Consider the following 18,810-nt stretch of genomic DNA (forward strand, 5'->3'; position numbering starts at 1 on the left):
TCCTAATATATAATATTTGTTATTACCATATAATGGTATCTAAATCTTGTTTACGTTTAGCAGCATATACTAAAGAACGTAATTGTTGCTTTTTATCAAAACAAGTTTGATAATGTTGACCTAATTCAGTAATTATTTCATCAACAACTCCAACAGGAATATCATTATGTATAACATTATTATAATCAACAATATTCATAGTGGTATTGAATAATTTAATGGCAAGTGTTTGTGCTGTTATTAATTGTTGAATATCAAAAATACGAGCATTCATTTTAATTCCTTTAGTTGTATATCCATTACTTAATTCAGTATTAAATGATAATGAAATATTATGTAATACAACTTGTTTATATTCATCAACTGTTAATCTAACAGTTGGATCTAATAATGCATTTTCTGTCTCATCGATTAAATCTTGAAAATCTGATACTAAAGCATCAGTTTTATTTGGTGTTCCATCTAAATATTCAATATCAACAGTATTATTCAAAATTTGAATAGCATGAATATTATCAAGATTTTTTCTTGTTGACATTTGTATAGTTACTGCTTTACCATGAGATACAACTAAATTTTGTTGTGGTAAAATAGAATATTGTGACATATTTATCCCCTAAAGTTTTATTATATATGCCAATGCATAATATGGTGGCATATAAGTAGATGCTGAAATTGTATGAAAGTGACCTTGTCCTCCACCAGTTGCACCAGTTGTTGTTCCATTATTTGCAGGTGCTCCATTTCCTCCAGGATAAAAGGTACTAAATGTAGATCCAAAAAACCCACTATGCGTATGTGATGGGATTTCTGTTTCTAATAACGTATGAGTATCAGTACGTGTTAAATTCAATGTAGTTGATCCACCAGTAGTATTAACAGGATTAGATACACTAGCACCTAATATAAATTTACCTCTCAAATCAGGTATAGGATCATTATTAGATCCATATGTACCAGTTCCATCACAAAGATGCCACCCAGTTGGAACAGTAGATCCAGACCACATAACGATAATACCTGATGGCATAGATGATTGTGCTACTAACGTTACTCTATCATCAACAGCTTGTAATTGTGTAAAAGTAACAGCTTCATTCCCTACAGTTCCAGGAACAATAGTTAGTGGAGCAGTCAATGTTGTAGTACCATCCTTTTTGATAAAATTATTACTACCTAATATAATCCAATGTCCTGGCTGAGTAGAACAATCCCAGATATATAGATTATTATCGTTTGTATTAAAATAAAGTTCACCACATTGTGGAGATGAATTTGGTGTACCTGAAATAGTTGAAATTGTTAACCATCCCACATAACTACTAAGTGTATCAATATTAGTGCTACCAAAAAATCCACTTTCTCCTACTGTACCAACATAAACTCTTAATTTAAAGTCACCTGGATTATACCAAAGTTGACCAATAGTTGGATTATTTGGAGTTGTTGCATTAGAAAAATTTTCTAATATTTGGAGGATATTGGCATTAAAAAATTCACCGTAATCTACTTTACCGTCTCCAGGTAGTGTTAATGAAGTTGATGAATCTATATCTCCTACACCAATAGAAACACTTGATTTACCATTAGTACTACCTGTACTTGCAAATCTTACATTAAATTGTCTTGACATGTGTGTAAATCTCCTTACTTATCTATTATTTATACCCTTTGTGCTTCATTTTATTATAATTAACACCGTTGATTTTAAATTCAAATTAAGGTAAAATGTAATTTACACTCATTAAAATATGGATTTTAATAATAAGGAGAAGAATAATGAAATTACCATTAATGTCATGGTCAGATAGGTTTGCATTAATTGATGCTTATCAACCAGATGATCAAACTATCTGTAGAACATTTAATTTAACAATGTCTGAATTACAGACAGCTAAAGCATTGAAACAATCAGGAACTTTTACTCCTAACCGATCATTCGATGTTAATAAATATCAACATGTTTTTGATAACGAATCAATAACTTTCAGAGATATTACACCACCAAACAGATTTGAAAATGTTGATGTCTATTCTATGTCTCCTCAAACAGCAACTAAACGTTCTTTATTACCTAAAGAACCTAAGAAAAGAGGCAGAAAAGGAAATAAAATTAATGATGCATTATTAGCTGTTACAACAACACCAGAACCAGCAGAAGAATTTGCAATCAAACATAATGTGTCTGTTGCGGTACTAAGACAAGCAAAACGATTCATTGACACAATGGATAAAGAAACTGCTGCTAAAATTGGTAAAGTAATAGTTAAACAAGATAAAACAACTAAACAATTGATGATTTGGAGAGAGGATATATAATGGCAACGTATTCATGGAGTGAAGTATTTCAATCGATAGGCAACCCTGTATAAAGCATTTCTCTTCGTTATAAATAAGATAATAAGAATGAGGAGAAGATATGAAGAAGAGTAATCTAACTGAATTTATTAATAAGGCCAATTTGAAACATAATAACAAGTATGATTATTCTTTAGTAAAATATATTAATGCTGTTTCTCCTGTTACTATTGTGTGTTTAACACATGGACAATTTAATCAAACCCCTAATTCCCATTTAACTGGAAACGGTTGTCCTGAATGTGGAGGAACTAAGAGAAGTAGCACCAGTGATTTTATAGATAGGTCTAAGTTGATACATAACAACAAATATGATTATTCTTTGGTAGAATATATTAACACTTCTACTAAAGTAAGTATACACTGTCCTATTCATGGAATATTTGAACAAACACCCAAATCACATTTGATAGGGAATGGATGCGCTAGGTGTGCCGGGGTTAGTAGAATGACCAATGATGAATTTGTAACTAGATCATGCAAGATTCATAATAATACATATGATTATTCATTGATTGAGTATACAAATACACATACAAGAGTCAAAATTAAATGTAATATACATGGAATATTTGAACAAACCCCAGCTATTCATTTAGGAGGAAGTGGATGTCCACAATGTGGACAATTTAATTCAGCAAGAAATACTAGATGTAATAATGACGAATTTGATAAAAAATTATTATCATCCAATAGAGGGGTTATCAGAGTTGGAGATTATATACAATCACATACTCCTATATTAGTAAAATGTTCTATCTGTAACCATGAATGGAAGGCTAAACCGACTAAATTATTAGGAACACATGCTACGGGATGTCCACAATGTAGAAGAGGGGTATTTGGAACATTTGTTGAATATGATGGGATTAAATTTCATTCCATATTAGAAAAAGATTGTTATATTATTATGACAGAATATTGTCAATTAACTAATCAACAGATGGAGTTACAAAAGAAATATCCACAAAGTAATACAAATCATACTTGTGATTTTTATTTACCTAAATTAAAATTGTGGATAGAAGTATCTGGAATTAAAACTGAAAAATATAAATCAAGAATGCAACAAAAAATTAACTGGGTTAATGAATTGAAAGAGAATTTCTTATTTTCGTCTAATCCTCAACAATTAAAGGAACTTTTAAATGGCACAATTTACTTGGAGTGAAACGTTTATTTCATTGGAGGGAGAGGGTGTTTCTCCTATTAGTTTACAGGGTCATCCGACTGTATATGTTAGATTTTCGAGATGTAATTTTACCTGTCAAAAATTCAATAATCCTAATAATATACCTATAACAAATGATGTATTAGGATTTGATCCGATTATGTATAAGAATATTAAAGAGTTGCCCGTGATTGCTATGGGCTGTGATAGTCTATATGCACATGATAAACGATTTGAACATCTATGGATTACAGGAGATGAAAATAAACTAGCATTAGAATTAACTAAGTTATTACCACATATGAAAAATATCGATAGTTTCAATTATAGTGAGGTTGATAGACGACAATTACTAGATATTAACAAATGGGTACACCCAGTTACGGGACTTAAATACATTTTATCATTGACTGGAGGCGAACCAACATTACATCAAAAAACGATTCCAACCTTATTAAATCATCCGTTCCTTAATGATTTAAAAATATTATTAATTGAAACAAACGGGGCAGTCCCCCTTCGAGATGCTTTTATTGATGAATTAAATAACTGGATTAGTAAGGACGAAGAACGGATGATTATTTGGAGCAATAGTCCTAAATTATCTGCTAGTGGAGAAGAATGGAGTAAAGCTATTCAACCTGAAATTATTACTAAACAACAACAGGTAACTAATTATCGACAATACTTTAAATTTGTGGCAGGACCTAGAACGGAGGATTTTGATGAAATTGAAAGGGCTATGACAGAATATAGTTCAGCTATAGGAGGTAATAATATAGTAGGAATAATGCCGATGGCTTGCACAGATGTTCAACAAAATATTATTGCAAAACAATTAGCACAAATGTGTATTGAACGAGGATATATGTATGTGGCTCGTTTACAAAATTATATTTGGAACAACGAGGTGGGTACTTAGAAATGAGTACAATGATTTATAATACATGTAAGACATGTGGTGCTAATAATGGTAGAGCTGGGTTGTTAATTAATGATGAATGTCTTAATTGTCATGATACTAGAGATACGGGTAATGTTGTAATTCATGCTAATCTTTCACGAACAATTGAAGAGATACAACGTACTATAGCTATCTTAGAGGAAATAGGAACACAAGATGAATAATATAGAAATTAAAGTAACAGGACCAGGTGGATGTATTGAGTTTGAAGCAATTATGATTGAACGATTATTTAAAGATTTGGGATATACAGTCAATGTAACAAATAATTGTCCATATGATGGAAATGAAAGTATTGATGAGTTTGTTGAACGTTGTAAAACAATTAAACACAAAATGAACATCAATCTTGTTGTTGACAATCGTCCATGGGGTGGATAGTGATAAATATTCACCCATACAAAATATTCAATTAGGAGAAAATAAAAATGACAGAAAATAAAGAACACAGAGAGAAACATTTGGTATACAGAGCAGGATTAGTTCCTTATTATAAAGATAATAATGGAACAATCTATATGATGTTCATGCGTCCGAGTGATTCTGAATTTGGTGGATTTGTTTATCAACTTGCTAAAGGTAAAGTTGAAGACGAAGATGAAACATTTTATGATGCAGCTATTAGAGAAGCCTGTGAAGAACTAGGACTTTTTAAAAGTAACATCATAAAAACCGAAGAAGTTGGTAATTTTATGGGAAGAACTATGGTCTATGTTTCAAAAGTAAAAAACAAAGAATTGTTTGGTCAACCAAGTTTTGAAACAGAATCAACAAAATGGATGACCCTAGAAGAATTTATGGATGAAGGTCGTGAATTACATAGACCAGTTGTATCTGCTGTTCATAGACAAATCCTTAGAATGGAAAGGGATGATTAATTAAATTAGCATATTGTCCACTTATTAGTATAAATACCCTTATATTATATTTAACTATATTATAAGGAGTTTATTATGGATTTAGAACAAATCAAAAAAATTGCTGGTATTACTGAATCAGCAAAACCAAAATCAAAAGGACCTGATGTTCTTTCTGAAAGCATGAGAAGAATTGCTGGTTTACCAATGTTAGTTGAAAGAGAAGAAGATGATGATTATGAAGATGATAGTGGTGATGAAGATGAAGATGTAAAAAAAGCTGAATCTGAATCAAAAAAGAAAGGTGTTAGTAAACCATTCTGGGAAGTCAATAAATTAAAATCCGATAAAAAACCTGCTCCTACTCCAAAAAAAGAAGTAGAGAAGAAAGAAGAGGAAGATGATGATGAAGATGACGAAACAGATGAAGAATACAATGCTCGTATGAAACGTAGATCTGAAAAACTTGGTACACCGTATACACCAAAAGATTCTTCTAAAAAAGCAGAAAAATCAGAACCAAAAAAAGCAGAAGCATCAACTGAAGCAAAACGTCGTGGTAAAGCACCTAATCCTTCAAGTAAATCTGGTGTATTACGTCAATGGATTATTGATCATCCAGGTGTAACTCGTGCTGAAGCATGGAAACATGCTGTTAGTGTTTTTGGTGAGAAATCTGAAGAGAATACTACTGGTATTACTAAAGCTGGTTTCTCAACTTTGTATCAAAACGCACGTGATTATCATAAATTGGGTAAAAAATTCCAAACAAAAGAGTCATGGGTAATTATGCACCCTTCTGTTAATGGTTACATCTTACATGAAAATCGTGAGATGAATCAATTTCAATGGGTATCATATTTAAGCGATAACCAAGATCCAATGGTTTTTGAGTCTGAAGAGGAAGCTAATGAAGTGGCACAATATTTGAGAGATTTTAGAAATCAAAATGTTGTTGTTGAACATGTCGTATTCGATGACGAAGATGATAATGATAACGACTAAAAATAATTGTTGATTTTTTCAACAAAAACATTTATAATCCCTATTCGAAGAGATTCGATAGGGATTTTTTTCAACATACATAAAGGAGTAGAAATGAATAAAATGTTAACTGGAGTATTACTAACATTAATGTGGATTGCAAATTCACAAGCTGATCATAATCAATGTACTGTAACTAGAGTAATTGATGGTGACACAATTATAGCTAATTGTGCTGAAAATAGAGCGTTACATGTTAAATTAACAAAAATTGATTCATATGAATCAAAACGTAACAATCGTGCATATAAACAAGCATATAATGAAAAGATTTCTGTGGATGAAGTTGTTGCACGTGGTAAAAAAGCAGCACAAATATCAACTGAATTATTAACAAATCAAGTTGTTGATATTACAGTTGACAATAAAGCACCTAAAGATCGTTATGGAAGAACATTGGGCGAAGTTATGTTAAATGGTGTTAGTGTTAATGATAAATTATTGGCAGAACATCCTGACGTATTTCTAAAATATTAATTAACATGGAGTGTTAAAATGAGTAACAAATTAAGATCCTCAATTTTCTTATCAGATTTATCCGTCGTGGATCACGGTTATATTAATGATGAAGGACAAGTTATAGGTGGTAGTTTCAATCCTGGATTTATTATAACTGGAGAAGTTGATGAAGTAGAAAAAGTTGTTGTTGACTTCTCAACAATTAAAAAAGATGTAAAGGGATTAATTGATAGACATCTTCCTGATGTACATGACAATGGTTTTGATCACAAACTTTGGTTTATTGAAGGATATTCATTAGGAGAACTCACAGAATCTGAAAACGGTGACAGATGGATTATTTCTACACCTGCAGTAGAAATTGATGTACCAACAGATGCCTTGCGATTTATTTCATTCCGTGATATTAATGTTGGATATACACCAGGATATATTGGTGATGTATTTGCAGAATACTTAGAGAAACACTTATCAGAGAAATATTCTAACATCAATATTAAAGTTGAATGTTTTAATAATGTTAATACTCATACAATCAATAAAACTCTACCTTTAAGATATTTTTCATATTCACATGGTCTTAAAGATTCAACATCATATGGTTGTCAAAATATTGCACACGGTCATTTAAGCTTCGTACAATATAAAGACAGTTTAAAGGCAGAAGAAATTGCACATGATTTAGATAATGCTGTTTTTATTAATTCTGCTAATATCTCTAATGAAACAGATGATACTATCACTATTTCATATAGAACTCCACGTGGATGGTTTAATGCAAGTTATAATAAAGAATTAAATCATATCATTGTATTAGAAACTGAAACTACTATAGAATATATTGGTGAATATGTTAAAAACAAATTCAATGTAACTGATTTTTATATAAGCGAAGGTTTGTCTAAAGGAACATATATTGGTGCATAACAATGAGAGATAATTTCACACATAGTACTTGGTCAAAGAACGTTACATGTGGAATACACGGACATACTATTAAAATAGATGTACAAGATAGAGATGGAAATCATCCATCTCTTCCTATTACTGATGGTTTATTGTCATTAATTCGAAACAAAAACATTATTAGTGTATATGACCCATTATTTAATTTAATAACAAATGGTCATATTAGTGGTCAACTATTATTAGATAATGGAAGACCTACTAACAAATTCAATACTATTGATAGTTTAGCAATTCCAAGAGGATTTGGTACTAATCGACAAATTCGATTACTTAAAATATCAAGTTTTAATCAATTTTTATATGTTCCGTTAATACATAAATCTGTTGGGATAGGGATTAAAGAATCATATTTAACTGACAATGAAAAACGATTTTATGGTAGTTTTGTCTTCACTGAATTTGAACCATTATCTAAGACAATTAGTGAGTTAGTAGCTGATACTATTAATAACGATGCTAAGTGTGCTAAGATAAACGATAAGAGTGTATCTCCTGTAATTGATTGGGAAGTAGCTGTTTGGATCAAGTAGATCCAAATTGACAATATTCTATTATTAGTAATAAATACTATATTATTATAGGAGATTACTAATGAAGTTGGAATTAATTAAAAATGCAACTATCCAATCAAAACAACTTGGTAACAAACAAGATATGATTGAGTCTGTTGCTCAAATATTGGGTACAGATAAAACAAAAAAAATATTTGAATCTTTTGATATCCAACCGAGTGATTATGATACTTGGTTGGATGTTATCAATGGTTATGCTCAAGAGGATGGTATTAATATCAGAAGTAAATCAGCATTTCAAGATGTTGCATTTGCTGTTCTTGATAATGATCCTAAACCAATTGATGATGATCTTAAAGAAGCTATTGTTAACTCATTGTGGGCTAAACAAAAAGCTGTTCAATCACATTCCAAAGTAGAAAAAGGTCTTCGTGCAAGAGAAGAAGAGGAACAATTAAAATATGCTCTTCGTAAAATGTCTGGTAGTTGTCAAGAGGATGAAGAAGAATTTTTATCTGGTGCTGGAATGGAAGAAGAGGAAGGTTTCTCTACTCCATCAGGCAAAAAAGCAACTGATTTCAAAAATTATTCAGAAAAAGAATATCGTGGAAATAGATATGATTTCGATGATTTAGATCCACGAGAATTATCTGATTATGATTCCTCTTCTGAATGGGATAGTGATGACTGGGATATCGACGTAGATCAATATCCAGAAGATAATGAGCGTGAGTTTGGAGACGAAGCTTCTGATTATGATGATTTTGTTGATCCAAGAGATCGTGAATTGAATTTTAATCGTTCTCGTGTTCAAGAACAAGAAGAAGATGTATCTTCACCATTTACTAAAGGTCAATTAGTTGTTTGTAAAAAAGATGGTGCAACATATAAAGTAGAAATTCCAGATGGTCCAGGTGATATGGTAGGTATTATGGATCATGGAAGAATTCGTATGGTTCCTAGTAAAGATCTTCAAAAACAAGCTACTGCTGAGGAAAGTGAAGAGTCTACTAGTAGACAACCTGTTGGTAAACTATCTTTCCTTCATAGTGTGTTAACAGGTGAGAAATCACAAGAACATATGAAAGAATTGCAACAACGTATTGAAAATGATGGAGCAAATACGTTTATGGCTCATCATGCGAAAGCTCCTCGTAACCCTCATCCAACCGGAAGTTATGCACATAAATCATGGAAGAAGGGGTTTGAATCTGCAGCCAAAGAAATTTGGGCACCTAAAAAAGTTGAAGTAGATATTAAAAAGAAACCGAAAAAGAAATAATATTTTAGGTGATAATTGATGGTTAGATAATTAAATTATCTAACCATCATCTAATTTAATACTCCATTGTTTTTGACATATTCCTTGTCTTTTCTGGACAGCTAATAGATTTACATAATTCACATTATGTTCTTTACACCATGATGGCAAATTATTAACTTTATATTGTTCTTGAGTTAAGATATTGGTTATTATCCAACATTTAGATGTATGTAAATTAGGTTTACCAATCATTTTTTGTTTAATATGATTAGGTCTAGATTTTCCTTTGTTTAATTTTGATAAATGTTGTTTTTGCTCTTCTGACATTGGCTTTCCTTTATTGTGTGGAATTTTTCCTTTTTTTGCTTTACTCATTTTTTCACGTGTTTCTTTTGACGGTACAGCATTTTTACCACCCGTGTTAAGATTATATCCATTAGGAGCTAAAGTATTAAATTTGGATATTAATTCAACTTCCTGTATATTTGCTTCATCTAGGGTTAAGTGTTCAACTAAAATGTTATGTGTAAACGAATCCCATCCATATTTTTGTATGGCTTTATAAAATAAATTACAACCAGATGTTTGACATTTGTGTCTAGTTGTTCTTCTTTTATAATTACAAGTTTGACCTATATATGATTTTCCTGAGGGTGAGGTGTGAATGTAAATTAAATATTTTCTTTCTTCGTTCATATGTTAATATCCAAAATAGTATCTTTGATTTAACTACTTTATAGTATTTAGACACATTTTTCAGAGAGTAAAGAACATTTTACTATAACTCAACTCAAAAATCAATAGGGTAAAAAAGAAATTCCCTATTGATTTTTTATTTTGCTTTTTATATAATAGTGTTTTCAAAATGTTGACAGAGAACTCTATCATGGATAATATTTTACCTATCGAAGACGTTATTAATGCTGCCAAAACAGTTCCTAACTATAATCGTTTTACTGTTAATGGTGTAACTTTTAGAAAGACTAGAACATTAGATGTAATTATTCAGTATGGTATTAAATGTGCCGGTTGTGGTAATATAGCGTTACACTTTACCTATAAAGATAATAAAGATTGTAAAACAGAATGTAAAATACTACGTTTGATGTTTGGTCATACCAATCCACTTGGTACTCCTGCTTATATGACCAAAGATCATATTATTCCTAGATCAAAGGGTGGTCCTGATCATCTTTCAAATTTACAACCAATGTGTAACATTTGTAATTATAAGAAAGGTGATACAATTATTGGTAAGAAACAAAAACCAAAAGAATTTGTTGCTAAATATCAAATAACGTCTTCTCATCCAATAAGAAAAGACATCAATCAGTATAAAGTATTAGAATACAAAGCATATTTAAGATGGAATACTATTATATTTCATAAAAATATGAATGTCAAAGATTGGGGTAGAGGTCTTAAGAAATTTACGAAGACTCTATCATTTCATAAACCTGACTTTGATTTTGATGCATATGAACAGGCAGTACAAGAATTAATATTTGAAGCTAAGAACCAACCAAAATTTAATTCAAACAGTAAACCAAGTTCAACTATGAATCCTGGTACTTTTTTCAAAAAACAAAATCAATAATCCGTAATTCCATCGTTGTAATTTTACTTATTTAAAGTAAAATTTAATTTCATTATTTTTATTAACTAAAACAAAAGAGGCTATAATGTCTAATTCAGCAAAAAAATCCCTAGCTGACACAGCTCCAACTGAAAGTTCGAATTCAACTGTTTTCGAGGTTGCTGATGGTGTACAATTAGCAAATCCCAATAAGTCTGGTGAACGACCTGCTTTTCAAATCACTTCGGAAAAAGAAGGTAATAAAGTTGTTACTATCTTTTCTGAACAATTGCGTCGTTTCATTTGGGATCAGATCGATGATCAAAATCTGATTACGTCACATCATCTTTATAAAGATGATGATGATGAAACAACAAAAGCAGCTAAAGATCGTATGGTTACGGTCACTGCTGACGTTGCAATCCATCAATGGATTGATTGGTATGATGAATACAGACAAAACATCTTCGATTCTCTCTATTCTCGTCACGAAGCAATTATCGACGATATCACAAAATTTGGTGAAGCATTAACTTCCCTACGTGACGAATTGGTGGCTGAAGCATCTGAAATTATGGAAAAAGGTGTTGCCAGTTTCAGCAAATTGTACTTTGCCCTTCGTCAACCAGATCTTCAATTGTGTATTGAACACGAACATACCCTAATCGCAGGTAATGTAAAATCTTGTCAATATAATCCAGGTGGTTTTTTTAATGCACCACATTTGAGAGTAGAATTGACAATTTACTCTCATAATGGTGCTAATCTAATTTGTTCATCATATTGGCACGTGATTCCACAATATACTGGTGAACTCAATATGACTGATCTTGGTCTTATCAAACTGACCGATGAAGTCAAAGAAAAGTTGATCAGTCGTGGTAAAAAATATGTTGAAATGACTAGCAAGCCTAGTTATTTGGCATATTCTGGTGAGATTGTTCGTCGTTCGTATTGGAATGATCTGCAATTCAGATCAATCGGTCGAGTTATGATTGATTTGACAGCCATGAAATCAATCGACAGCAATTATTCATTCTACTTTGCGATGGATCGTGACAGTAATCGAAGAAATCAAGATAACGGTTCAAATGTTGAGTTGTCTGATGACGTTTTCATGTGTATGTCTCCATACGTCTATGGCTTCTCATTTGCTGCCAAAATTTGGGGCGAAATGAAAGTCGAGGACTTGACAGATATCGTTTTCAGAGAAGATGCATACGACATGTTAGTTCTTCCACAAGATACCAAAGATATGTTGGCTGCATTGGTCGAAACCAACAATATCGTTGGTAAAGACTTCATCGATGGTAAAGGTGGTGGTTGTATTTTCTTGTTGGCGGGTACTCCTGGTGTTGGTAAAACATTGACAGCGGAAGCCATTGCTGAAAAACTACAACAACCATTGTATATGGTTGGTATCGGTGAATTGGGTACAAATGTTACTCAATTGGAAAAGAAACTTCGTGACATTCTGGATATTGCTTCTTCTTGGAAAGCAGTATTGTTATTGGATGAAGCAGATATTTTCATGGAAAAACGTGATGATATCAACATCGAACGGAATGCCATGGTAGGTATCTTTTTGAGATTGTTGGAATATTATCAAGGTACATTGTTCTTGACAACCAACCGTGCAAAAACAATTGATGAGGCATTCTATTCAAGGATCTCATTGGCAATCAAATATGACGATCTTGATATGTCAGCCAGAACTAAAATTTGGACTAACATTTTGAACTTGTATCAATTGCCACATATCGATGTTGAACGTTTGTCTCATTACGCCATCAACGGTCGTCAAATCAAAAATGTTACACGAATTGTAACTTCTTTGGCTGATACAAAATCAACTGTTCCAACAACAGACGATTTCGTCAAGGTTATTGATCACGTTGTGAAATTTAATATGAACTAACAGGAAATCATTATGAACAGATATGTCTATTGGTTATGTTGCATTTTATCAGCAGGAATAACTACTTATTATGTACTATCCACATTTGTCTACAAACCAAACGTACCAAATGTAAAAATAGACACATCTGTTGATTTTCGAAAACATTCATTAGATGAACAATTAACTTGGGCTTTGTGTTTTATTGATGCAAAGTCCAATGATATTCGTGATAGTGATCAGGACTTTACTTGTCCTGATCCTAAACTCGCTAAGAATTGGTTTGATGTTGTTGTAAATGAAATGCATCAATCTCAATTACCAGAAATGGTAATGTGTAGCAATCGACCAGATTTGAATAATATTGTTGTTACAATTGGAGAAGTATTTTTTGTTCGTGTTACAAGAGTAGGATCTATTACTGTTACACCTGAAAATGCTTTACCGAATACAACACAATTCGTTTGTAGTAAATTGTATGAAAAAATACATGCCCATGATACCCAAATTTAGGATTTAGCCATGAAGAAATATTATATTCCATCATACATTTATGAACCTATGCTATATCTGTGTTTTTTGATTGGTGTGAGTGGTTTTTGGATAGATACACATCGTCTTGTACCATTGTTTGGTATATTATTGATTGTCGCTTCCATTTTGATTGTGTTTATGCGATATTCGTATCGCAAACGGGAAGCGATCGAGAACGAAAAGATGAGAAAAAGAAAGTTAATACAAGCATCAAACAAATTTAATGATGTTATCTGGTACAAATAGGGAGCAAAAACGAAAAATATGTTAATGTTTATACTGTTATTAAGTATAAGCACACTTGGATATGCATTACCAGTTAATACAATATCTAAATCAGGTTGGGATAGTTTAACTGAAACACAACAAGCTGCATTGATTGCACAAATTGCAGATAATGTTTCACAAAATAATACAAAAGCACAACAAGTAGTACCAACATTACCTGAAACTGTTGATCCTAAACAAGTTGACGATTGGGTCACATTAGGTGAACATGTAGGTAAAGCATTTGGTGGAGCGGCAAAGGAATTAAATATTGCTGTTAATGATTTTATCAAGACACCAGTTGGAATGTTGGCTATGATATTAATCGTTTGGAATGTTATTGGAACAACTATCCTTCATGTATTTGGATCAATTATTATCATAATTGTTGGATTTGGTTTTTTAACGTGGCATAGACGAGTAGTTTATGGGACAAAATGTGAATATGATTCAGAGAAGAAAGATATTTTTGGTCGTTCTAGATTGATTTCAACTGAAAGTTCTGATCTGGAAGATGGTTGGAAATTTGCATATTGGGTTACTATGGTAGTTATAGTAGTAGGTTCATTAATAGTTTTATTAGCAAGATAAGTAACAAAGTCATATTCCATGGAGGGATATGACTTAAATTTTTATAGGAAGATAACAAGGATGTTATTATATGTCAACAAGGGAATTAGTTCAATACGATGGTTCTATACCAGGATTGGTATATTTGCCGTTTCTAAGTAGTGGTAAATGGAATCAATGGGCAAAGGTACGAGAAGCTGAAAATGCTTTAACATATCTTATTAATCATATTACAAATCTACCAAGAATGGTAGATAATGGAAAAGAAGGTTATTTTCCATATTATGATGCTTATTGGTTAGATGAAGAAGAAACAAAGATAGAAATCAAAATGAGTATGAAGGATAAAGTATATCCTTTAGAACTATCAAAAGGTGATGGAGCTCCAAGTGGATTATCTATTACACACGCCAAATATTATTTAACTGTTAATCGTGGATGGTTAAATCATACTCCTGATGGTCCTACTGCTGATTGGGAAGCGGTTGGAAAAATTCATTTAGTTGAGACAGAAATATTAAAAGAATATGTACAGACATGTGAACCATTACATGCTCGATATCTTCGTCCTCATAGTAATCAATCAGAAAGTAGTTGGTGTATGAATTTAGATTTTAAATTATTATATGATAAGGATGGAGATAGAGCGGACGGATGGATTTGTGATATTCCATTACTCTATGAAGGTAATGAACCAGTAGGTTATGATTTTAGATTGAGTAAAGTTATAAGAATGAGTCCGAGATTTAAAAAATAATATTCCACATAAAATCCACATTAAAAATTATTATAATACTTCACTTATTTAATAAATGAATGAATATCAATTATTATAAAAGTAATATTCATTCATTTTGTCCTCGTTGATTTTTCCCTTAATTAATGTAGAATTATCATTTATATTAATTAAGGGGAATTTATCATGCCAATATTACCGAATGATGATATTATTCTTCATGGTGTTATATTATTTCATTCTGATAATGAAACAAAATCAGATCTAATTGAATTTACTACTACCCCTATCAAAATATCACTTGCTCATTTTTATTATCTGGATCAACATATAGGTTTAGATGTAATTAATAAGTTAGAAACATCCGAAACAGAAGGTGAGATGTTATTCGGAATAATGACAGAATGGAAACATGATGATCGTCAAAAATTTTTTGATTTGTTTAATGCTCAATATGGGTGGTGTGGTTTTGAAACAACATATTTTAGTGTTTGTATCGCATTAACACCTGAAATGGCTAAAGATGGATTTGAAACTTTATATTCATATTAATTTGTAAACCAAGGAGACAACAATGTCTAAATTAATTATATTTGTACTATTATCAACAACTGTAATTGGCTGTGGAGATTATCTTGATAAACTTCAAGCTGAAAACGATATTAAACAAGCAGATTTGATATTTCAGGAAGAACGACGATTCAATGATGAACTTCATGCTATTAATGAACTCAGGAATTGTAGTATGACAATAATCAAAGGTGTAAAAATTGTTCGTTGTCCATTAAGTTCTGTCAGCGTTGAATATGGATGTGGAAAAGGTTGTGTTCAACGAGCCACAACTATCGAACAATAAATTCCTCCCAGTTGATTTTCATTTTTAACGAAGTATAATATTTTTATTTTAATATTAGGAGATTAGTATGGCTATCACTAAAGAAATGTTCCCCCAATTTCGTGCCGATTTGGCTGCCGCTTTAGTTGATGTTGAAAAAAAGTATGGTGTTAAACTTTCATTAGGTACTATTACCTACACACCAACTACTTTTACCTCCAAAATGACTGCCGTTTCCAATGATGCTACTCCTGATAATACTGAGGACGGTTCTGTCAAATGGCAAGCTGGTTTCTTGAAATCTGCTGGTCGTTATGGAATGAAAGCATCTGATCTTGGTAAGGAAGTTACAGTAAGTGGTGTCAAATATACAATTGCAGGTGCAAGACCTAAAGCAAGTAACCCAATTGTTCTGAGAAAGGCTAATGGTTCACATGTTGCATCAGCTGTTGAACCAGTTTATAAAGCATTATACGGTAATTAATCATGAAACAATTCAAAATCTTACATAACGGTATAGGGATAACAAAGTATGACAGTTAATAGACCTGGTCGTTCACCTACATATGTTGAACAATGGTTATTGTCAGATTTTTTATCTGATAAATTAAGGTTGGGTCCTGAACAAGTTATTGTTCATCATATATCAGAGAATACTCCACACCGGGTTCAACTCGAAATCGAACTAAGAAAAAAAGATGTTCACAATCGTACAAAATGTAGGTTTGTACGATATGTTCAAAAGATAAAATAATATTATCCTTTCCCTATTGACATTTATATAAAAAAGTATTACAATATTGTAATACTTTTTAAAATCTGTAAACTATTATTATGAATCCTAGACAACTATATGAAGATTTTATTCATGGTAATTCCATTGAGGACAATGACTTATTAGAGGGAATTAGATTCTTCAAAAAATTGGCTAATGATCTTTGTAAGTGTGGTCCTGTATTTAAATTAGCATTCAAAGAGACAAACAGTGTCTATATTAGATTACATGAGTTTGCTGTTGCTCGTAACCTTAAGAAACCTGGAGAATTATAATGTCATCAATTAAAAAACTGATTCAATGGCATAATATTCTTAACTACAAACATTTACCCAAGTTAGGTTATAGTATGTATACTTTTTGTCAAGTAGCAGAACAACTCGGTTATCCATATTTCTGTTGGAATGACAGAATTTATGATACAGAAACCAGAGAAGATACTGGTTATATTATAATGGAAGGACAAACAATTCATAATACAAATGAACCAGTTTCAGAAATATTGAACACTGTTGTGAAGGTAGATAACAAAACATTATGGGATTATCCATCATCACCAGATTTTAGTAATTCACATAAACAATTGCATCAAGATATTGATGACTCACTTCCACAGGATTACGACGATGATTAAAATACGACTAGAATTAGCAAGTAATGGTATTATCTATCAAGTATTAGAAATGCCAGAACAATTACGGGTTAACAAAACATTATTCTATGATATAGATAGTAACTGCAAAATTATATCATACCACGATCCAGAGATTTGTGTTAAAGACTCAACCCAAATTGAGTTCTTTCTTCGTGGTAAGTGTGATTCATTAGATAATAAAGTTCATCTTCTTACTTCCGATAAACATTTGGTTTCTATCTATAACAGAATACTTAAAGCGTTGGATTCTTTTGTTAAATCAAAAGAATACAAATCATTGATGGGTATTCCATCAGATCCAGATTATCATTCCTTATCAAGATTTGGTGTTATACCATTTGATGAACATTTAGTTATACGTTTGGAAAAAGCATATAACGCTTTGATTTATCAAGTAATTAAAATCCCTGAATGTATTCGTGGTAATTTTATATATCCTTGTTCAGCTACTAACATGGTTGTTAAATCAGTTGGTGTACCCGAACATTTGTATGGATCAAAAAGCATTTACCTTCAGGGGAATGAGTCCAAATGTGATGACAGAATATCTATCATTAATTTTGATAATGATACTGATCGTAATATATATTACGACAAATTGATTACAACATTCGTCAATTTAGTTGAAAGTAGAGAGTATAAGGATGTAGTACATGCAAAAGATGTCAAGATACCAACATCGGGCATTTATACATTTGGGTAATTGAAAATTCCTATTGACTTTTTCCCTAATTATAAGAAAATATATTTTTATTAATTAGGAGAAAAATCATGCATCAGTTTCCTATATTACAATCAGGTTTGACATCTGAAACGGATATGTTATATCATCAACAAATGAAAGAATCTATTAAAAGTCTTTCTGAATTTGAATTGAACTATATTGCAATACATTTCTGTATCCAAAGATTTCTAAAATGGAGAAATTCGTTGGTAGATGGCCAAATTGAATTGGGTGCTGACAATTTAGCTCCCCATTTGTTTGATGATCTAAGTGATTTTATTGAACGCATGGTTGATTTTAGTGTTGGTTTGTATAGTATGGATCCGGATGATGTAGATGTGGAAGAAATTGTCGAAACCATTTACTATACTGATTTTATTGCATATCAGAACAAAATTAAAAACCATATTCCAAAACAATCTGATATGTTCGAAGGTGAGTGATATGACAATTCTTGAACAAAAAGAAGATTTTAAAAAAGAAATGCTCCAATATTTGGAGCGAGGTAATACTTGGGTTGATTTATGTGAACGTTTTGTTCAACTTCCTGAAACAAAAGAACTACTACCTAAAGTATTTGAAGCAATGCAAAAAGTACTTTCAAATATTGATTATATTGAAAGTGTAATCAATCCTGAATAGG

At 31.5% G+C, this 18,810-nt stretch carries 26 protein-coding genes; 23 read left to right on the plus strand and 3 right to left on the minus strand.

All coding sequences use genetic code 11. From position 1 onward, the window contains the following. Positions 1-22: 22 nt before the first annotated feature. The gene (locus EO766_RS12175; protein ID WP_287101159.1) at positions 23-607 is read right to left on the minus strand and encodes a hypothetical protein; all 585 of its coding nucleotides are present in this window, start codon (positions 605-607) and stop codon (positions 23-25) included. Between the two features lie 9 nt (positions 608-616). Then, entirely contained in the window at positions 617-1,633 is a 1,017-nt protein-coding gene (locus EO766_RS12180) for a hypothetical protein (protein WP_287101160.1), read from the minus strand. 146 nt (positions 1,634-1,779) lie between these two features. Between EO766_RS12180 and EO766_RS12185 the strand changes: the two genes are divergently transcribed. The 10 genes from EO766_RS12185 (at position 1,780) to EO766_RS12230 (ending at position 9,616) form a co-directional block, all read left to right on the plus strand. Next, entirely contained in the window at positions 1,780-2,319 is a 540-nt protein-coding gene (locus EO766_RS12185; RefSeq protein ID WP_287101161.1) for a hypothetical protein, read from the plus strand. 100 nt (positions 2,320-2,419) lie between these two features. Beyond that, on the plus strand, positions 2,420-3,529 hold the full coding sequence (locus EO766_RS12190; protein ID WP_287101162.1) for a DUF723 domain-containing protein: 1,110 nt from the start codon (positions 2,420-2,422) through the stop codon (positions 3,527-3,529). Then, positions 3,507-4,451: a hypothetical protein gene (locus EO766_RS12195; RefSeq protein ID WP_287101164.1), complete on the plus strand. Its 945-nt coding sequence runs from the start codon at positions 3,507-3,509 to the stop codon at positions 4,449-4,451. Before EO766_RS12190 ends, EO766_RS12195 begins: the two co-directional genes overlap by 23 nt. 198 nt (positions 4,452-4,649) lie before the next feature. Next, a complete protein-coding gene (locus EO766_RS12200) occupies positions 4,650-4,874 on the plus strand; it encodes a hypothetical protein (protein ID WP_287101165.1) in 225 nt (74 codons plus the stop codon). 47 nt (positions 4,875-4,921) lie between these two features. Then, on the plus strand, positions 4,922-5,371 hold the full coding sequence (locus EO766_RS12205) for an NUDIX domain-containing protein (protein WP_287101166.1): 450 nt from the start codon (positions 4,922-4,924) through the stop codon (positions 5,369-5,371). A 75-nt stretch (positions 5,372-5,446) separates the two neighbouring features. After that, the gene (locus EO766_RS12210; protein ID WP_287101168.1) at positions 5,447-6,355 is read left to right on the plus strand and encodes a hypothetical protein; all 909 of its coding nucleotides are present in this window, start codon (positions 5,447-5,449) and stop codon (positions 6,353-6,355) included. A 93-nt stretch (positions 6,356-6,448) separates the two neighbouring features. Further along, positions 6,449-6,871 (plus strand): thermonuclease family protein, encoded by a 423-nt coding sequence (locus EO766_RS12215; protein WP_287101169.1) that lies wholly within the window; start codon positions 6,449-6,451, stop codon positions 6,869-6,871. An 18-nt stretch (positions 6,872-6,889) separates the two neighbouring features. Continuing rightward, complete coding sequence (locus tag EO766_RS12220; protein ID WP_287101170.1) at positions 6,890-7,780, plus strand: hypothetical protein; 891 nt, start codon at positions 6,890-6,892, stop codon at positions 7,778-7,780. A gap of 2 nt (positions 7,781-7,782) precedes the next feature. Next, positions 7,783-8,352, plus strand: a complete 570-nt coding sequence (locus EO766_RS12225; protein WP_287101172.1) for a hypothetical protein — start codon at positions 7,783-7,785, stop codon at positions 8,350-8,352. 61 nt (positions 8,353-8,413) lie between these two features. Next, complete coding sequence (locus tag EO766_RS12230; RefSeq protein ID WP_287101173.1) at positions 8,414-9,616, plus strand: hypothetical protein; 1,203 nt, start codon at positions 8,414-8,416, stop codon at positions 9,614-9,616. A 39-nt stretch (positions 9,617-9,655) separates the two neighbouring features. Here the strand turns inward: EO766_RS12230 and EO766_RS12235 are convergent, their stop codons facing one another. Further along, positions 9,656-10,294: an NUMOD3 domain-containing DNA-binding protein gene (locus EO766_RS12235; RefSeq protein WP_287101174.1), complete on the minus strand. Its 639-nt coding sequence runs from the start codon at positions 10,292-10,294 to the stop codon at positions 9,656-9,658. Positions 10,295-10,484: 190 nt separating this feature from the next. Between EO766_RS12235 and EO766_RS12240 the strand changes: the two genes are divergently transcribed. The 13 genes from EO766_RS12240 to EO766_RS12300 all read left to right on the plus strand — a co-directional run bounded on the left by EO766_RS12240 (position 10,485) and on the right by EO766_RS12300 (position 18,809). After that, positions 10,485-11,195 (plus strand): HNH endonuclease, encoded by a 711-nt coding sequence (locus EO766_RS12240; RefSeq protein ID WP_287101175.1) that lies wholly within the window; start codon positions 10,485-10,487, stop codon positions 11,193-11,195. A gap of 85 nt (positions 11,196-11,280) precedes the next feature. Further along, a complete protein-coding gene (locus EO766_RS12245; RefSeq protein WP_287101177.1) occupies positions 11,281-13,092 on the plus strand; it encodes an ATP-binding protein in 1,812 nt (603 codons plus the stop codon). Positions 13,093-13,104: 12 nt separating this feature from the next. Further along, positions 13,105-13,584 carry a hypothetical protein gene (locus EO766_RS12250; protein WP_287101178.1) on the plus strand — a complete coding sequence of 160 codons (480 nt, stop codon included), beginning with the start codon at positions 13,105-13,107 and terminating at the stop codon, positions 13,582-13,584. 285 nt (positions 13,585-13,869) lie between these two features. Then, a complete protein-coding gene (locus EO766_RS12255; protein WP_287101180.1) occupies positions 13,870-14,463 on the plus strand; it encodes a hypothetical protein in 594 nt (197 codons plus the stop codon). A 70-nt stretch (positions 14,464-14,533) separates the two neighbouring features. Next, entirely contained in the window at positions 14,534-15,199 is a 666-nt protein-coding gene (locus EO766_RS12260; RefSeq protein ID WP_287101181.1) for a hypothetical protein, read from the plus strand. A 165-nt stretch (positions 15,200-15,364) separates the two neighbouring features. Continuing rightward, positions 15,365-15,730, plus strand: a complete 366-nt coding sequence (locus EO766_RS12265; protein ID WP_287101182.1) for a hypothetical protein — start codon at positions 15,365-15,367, stop codon at positions 15,728-15,730. Positions 15,731-15,752: 22 nt separating this feature from the next. Further along, on the plus strand, positions 15,753-16,034 hold the full coding sequence (locus EO766_RS12270; protein ID WP_287101183.1) for a hypothetical protein: 282 nt from the start codon (positions 15,753-15,755) through the stop codon (positions 16,032-16,034). A gap of 67 nt (positions 16,035-16,101) precedes the next feature. Beyond that, complete coding sequence (locus EO766_RS12275; RefSeq protein ID WP_287101184.1) at positions 16,102-16,497, plus strand: hypothetical protein; 396 nt, start codon at positions 16,102-16,104, stop codon at positions 16,495-16,497. Between the two features lie 350 nt (positions 16,498-16,847). Continuing rightward, positions 16,848-17,063: a hypothetical protein gene (locus EO766_RS12280; protein ID WP_287101185.1), complete on the plus strand. Its 216-nt coding sequence runs from the start codon at positions 16,848-16,850 to the stop codon at positions 17,061-17,063. Next, positions 17,063-17,422: a hypothetical protein gene (locus EO766_RS12285; protein WP_287101186.1), complete on the plus strand. Its 360-nt coding sequence runs from the start codon at positions 17,063-17,065 to the stop codon at positions 17,420-17,422. The genes EO766_RS12280 and EO766_RS12285 overlap by 1 nt, the downstream gene beginning before the upstream one ends. Continuing rightward, positions 17,415-18,146, plus strand: a complete 732-nt coding sequence (locus EO766_RS12290; protein ID WP_287101187.1) for a hypothetical protein — start codon at positions 17,415-17,417, stop codon at positions 18,144-18,146. The genes EO766_RS12285 and EO766_RS12290 overlap by 8 nt, the downstream gene beginning before the upstream one ends. Before the next feature lie 68 nt (positions 18,147-18,214). Next, the gene (locus EO766_RS12295; RefSeq protein ID WP_287101188.1) at positions 18,215-18,610 is read left to right on the plus strand and encodes a hypothetical protein; all 396 of its coding nucleotides are present in this window, start codon (positions 18,215-18,217) and stop codon (positions 18,608-18,610) included. A gap of 1 nt (position 18,611) precedes the next feature. Beyond that, positions 18,612-18,809 carry a hypothetical protein gene (locus tag EO766_RS12300; protein ID WP_287101189.1) on the plus strand — a complete coding sequence of 66 codons (198 nt, stop codon included), beginning with the start codon at positions 18,612-18,614 and terminating at the stop codon, positions 18,807-18,809. Position 18,810: the final 1 nt, after the last annotated feature.

It is taken from the genome of Hydrotalea sp. AMD (assembly GCF_004100315.1).
GTDB lineage: Bacteria > Bacteroidota > Bacteroidia > Chitinophagales > Chitinophagaceae > Hydrotalea > Hydrotalea flava.

What these genes read in the sequence shown, in the direction of transcription:
- EO766_RS12175 (WP_287101159.1), bottom strand. Translation starts at nt 607, where the DNA reads ATGTCACAATATTCTATTTTACCACAACAAAATTTAGTTGTATCTCAT.
- EO766_RS12180 (WP_287101160.1), bottom strand. Translation starts at nt 1,633, where the DNA reads ATGTCAAGACAATTTAATGTAAGATTTGCAAGTACAGGTAGTACTAAT.
- EO766_RS12185 (WP_287101161.1), top strand. Translation starts at nt 1,780, where the DNA reads ATGAAATTACCATTAATGTCATGGTCAGATAGGTTTGCATTAATTGAT.
- EO766_RS12190 (WP_287101162.1), top strand. Translation starts at nt 2,420, where the DNA reads ATGAAGAAGAGTAATCTAACTGAATTTATTAATAAGGCCAATTTGAAA.
- EO766_RS12195 (WP_287101164.1), top strand. Translation starts at nt 3,507, where the DNA reads ATGGCACAATTTACTTGGAGTGAAACGTTTATTTCATTGGAGGGAGAG.
- EO766_RS12200 (WP_287101165.1), top strand. Translation starts at nt 4,650, where the DNA reads ATGAATAATATAGAAATTAAAGTAACAGGACCAGGTGGATGTATTGAG.
- EO766_RS12205 (WP_287101166.1), top strand. Translation starts at nt 4,922, where the DNA reads ATGACAGAAAATAAAGAACACAGAGAGAAACATTTGGTATACAGAGCA.
- EO766_RS12210 (WP_287101168.1), top strand. Translation starts at nt 5,447, where the DNA reads ATGGATTTAGAACAAATCAAAAAAATTGCTGGTATTACTGAATCAGCA.
- EO766_RS12215 (WP_287101169.1), top strand. Translation starts at nt 6,449, where the DNA reads ATGAATAAAATGTTAACTGGAGTATTACTAACATTAATGTGGATTGCA.
- EO766_RS12220 (WP_287101170.1), top strand. Translation starts at nt 6,890, where the DNA reads ATGAGTAACAAATTAAGATCCTCAATTTTCTTATCAGATTTATCCGTC.
- EO766_RS12225 (WP_287101172.1), top strand. Translation starts at nt 7,783, where the DNA reads ATGAGAGATAATTTCACACATAGTACTTGGTCAAAGAACGTTACATGT.
- EO766_RS12230 (WP_287101173.1), top strand. Translation starts at nt 8,414, where the DNA reads ATGAAGTTGGAATTAATTAAAAATGCAACTATCCAATCAAAACAACTT.
- EO766_RS12235 (WP_287101174.1), bottom strand. Translation starts at nt 10,294, where the DNA reads ATGAACGAAGAAAGAAAATATTTAATTTACATTCACACCTCACCCTCA.
- EO766_RS12240 (WP_287101175.1), top strand. Translation starts at nt 10,485, where the DNA reads ATGGATAATATTTTACCTATCGAAGACGTTATTAATGCTGCCAAAACA.
- EO766_RS12245 (WP_287101177.1), top strand. Translation starts at nt 11,281, where the DNA reads ATGTCTAATTCAGCAAAAAAATCCCTAGCTGACACAGCTCCAACTGAA.
- EO766_RS12250 (WP_287101178.1), top strand. Translation starts at nt 13,105, where the DNA reads ATGAACAGATATGTCTATTGGTTATGTTGCATTTTATCAGCAGGAATA.
- EO766_RS12255 (WP_287101180.1), top strand. Translation starts at nt 13,870, where the DNA reads ATGTTAATGTTTATACTGTTATTAAGTATAAGCACACTTGGATATGCA.
- EO766_RS12260 (WP_287101181.1), top strand. Translation starts at nt 14,534, where the DNA reads ATGTCAACAAGGGAATTAGTTCAATACGATGGTTCTATACCAGGATTG.
- EO766_RS12265 (WP_287101182.1), top strand. Translation starts at nt 15,365, where the DNA reads ATGCCAATATTACCGAATGATGATATTATTCTTCATGGTGTTATATTA.
- EO766_RS12270 (WP_287101183.1), top strand. Translation starts at nt 15,753, where the DNA reads ATGTCTAAATTAATTATATTTGTACTATTATCAACAACTGTAATTGGC.
- EO766_RS12275 (WP_287101184.1), top strand. Translation starts at nt 16,102, where the DNA reads ATGGCTATCACTAAAGAAATGTTCCCCCAATTTCGTGCCGATTTGGCT.
- EO766_RS12280 (WP_287101185.1), top strand. Translation starts at nt 16,848, where the DNA reads ATGAATCCTAGACAACTATATGAAGATTTTATTCATGGTAATTCCATT.
- EO766_RS12285 (WP_287101186.1), top strand. Translation starts at nt 17,063, where the DNA reads ATGTCATCAATTAAAAAACTGATTCAATGGCATAATATTCTTAACTAC.
- EO766_RS12290 (WP_287101187.1), top strand. Translation starts at nt 17,415, where the DNA reads ATGATTAAAATACGACTAGAATTAGCAAGTAATGGTATTATCTATCAA.
- EO766_RS12295 (WP_287101188.1), top strand. Translation starts at nt 18,215, where the DNA reads ATGCATCAGTTTCCTATATTACAATCAGGTTTGACATCTGAAACGGAT.
- EO766_RS12300 (WP_287101189.1), top strand. Translation starts at nt 18,612, where the DNA reads ATGACAATTCTTGAACAAAAAGAAGATTTTAAAAAAGAAATGCTCCAA.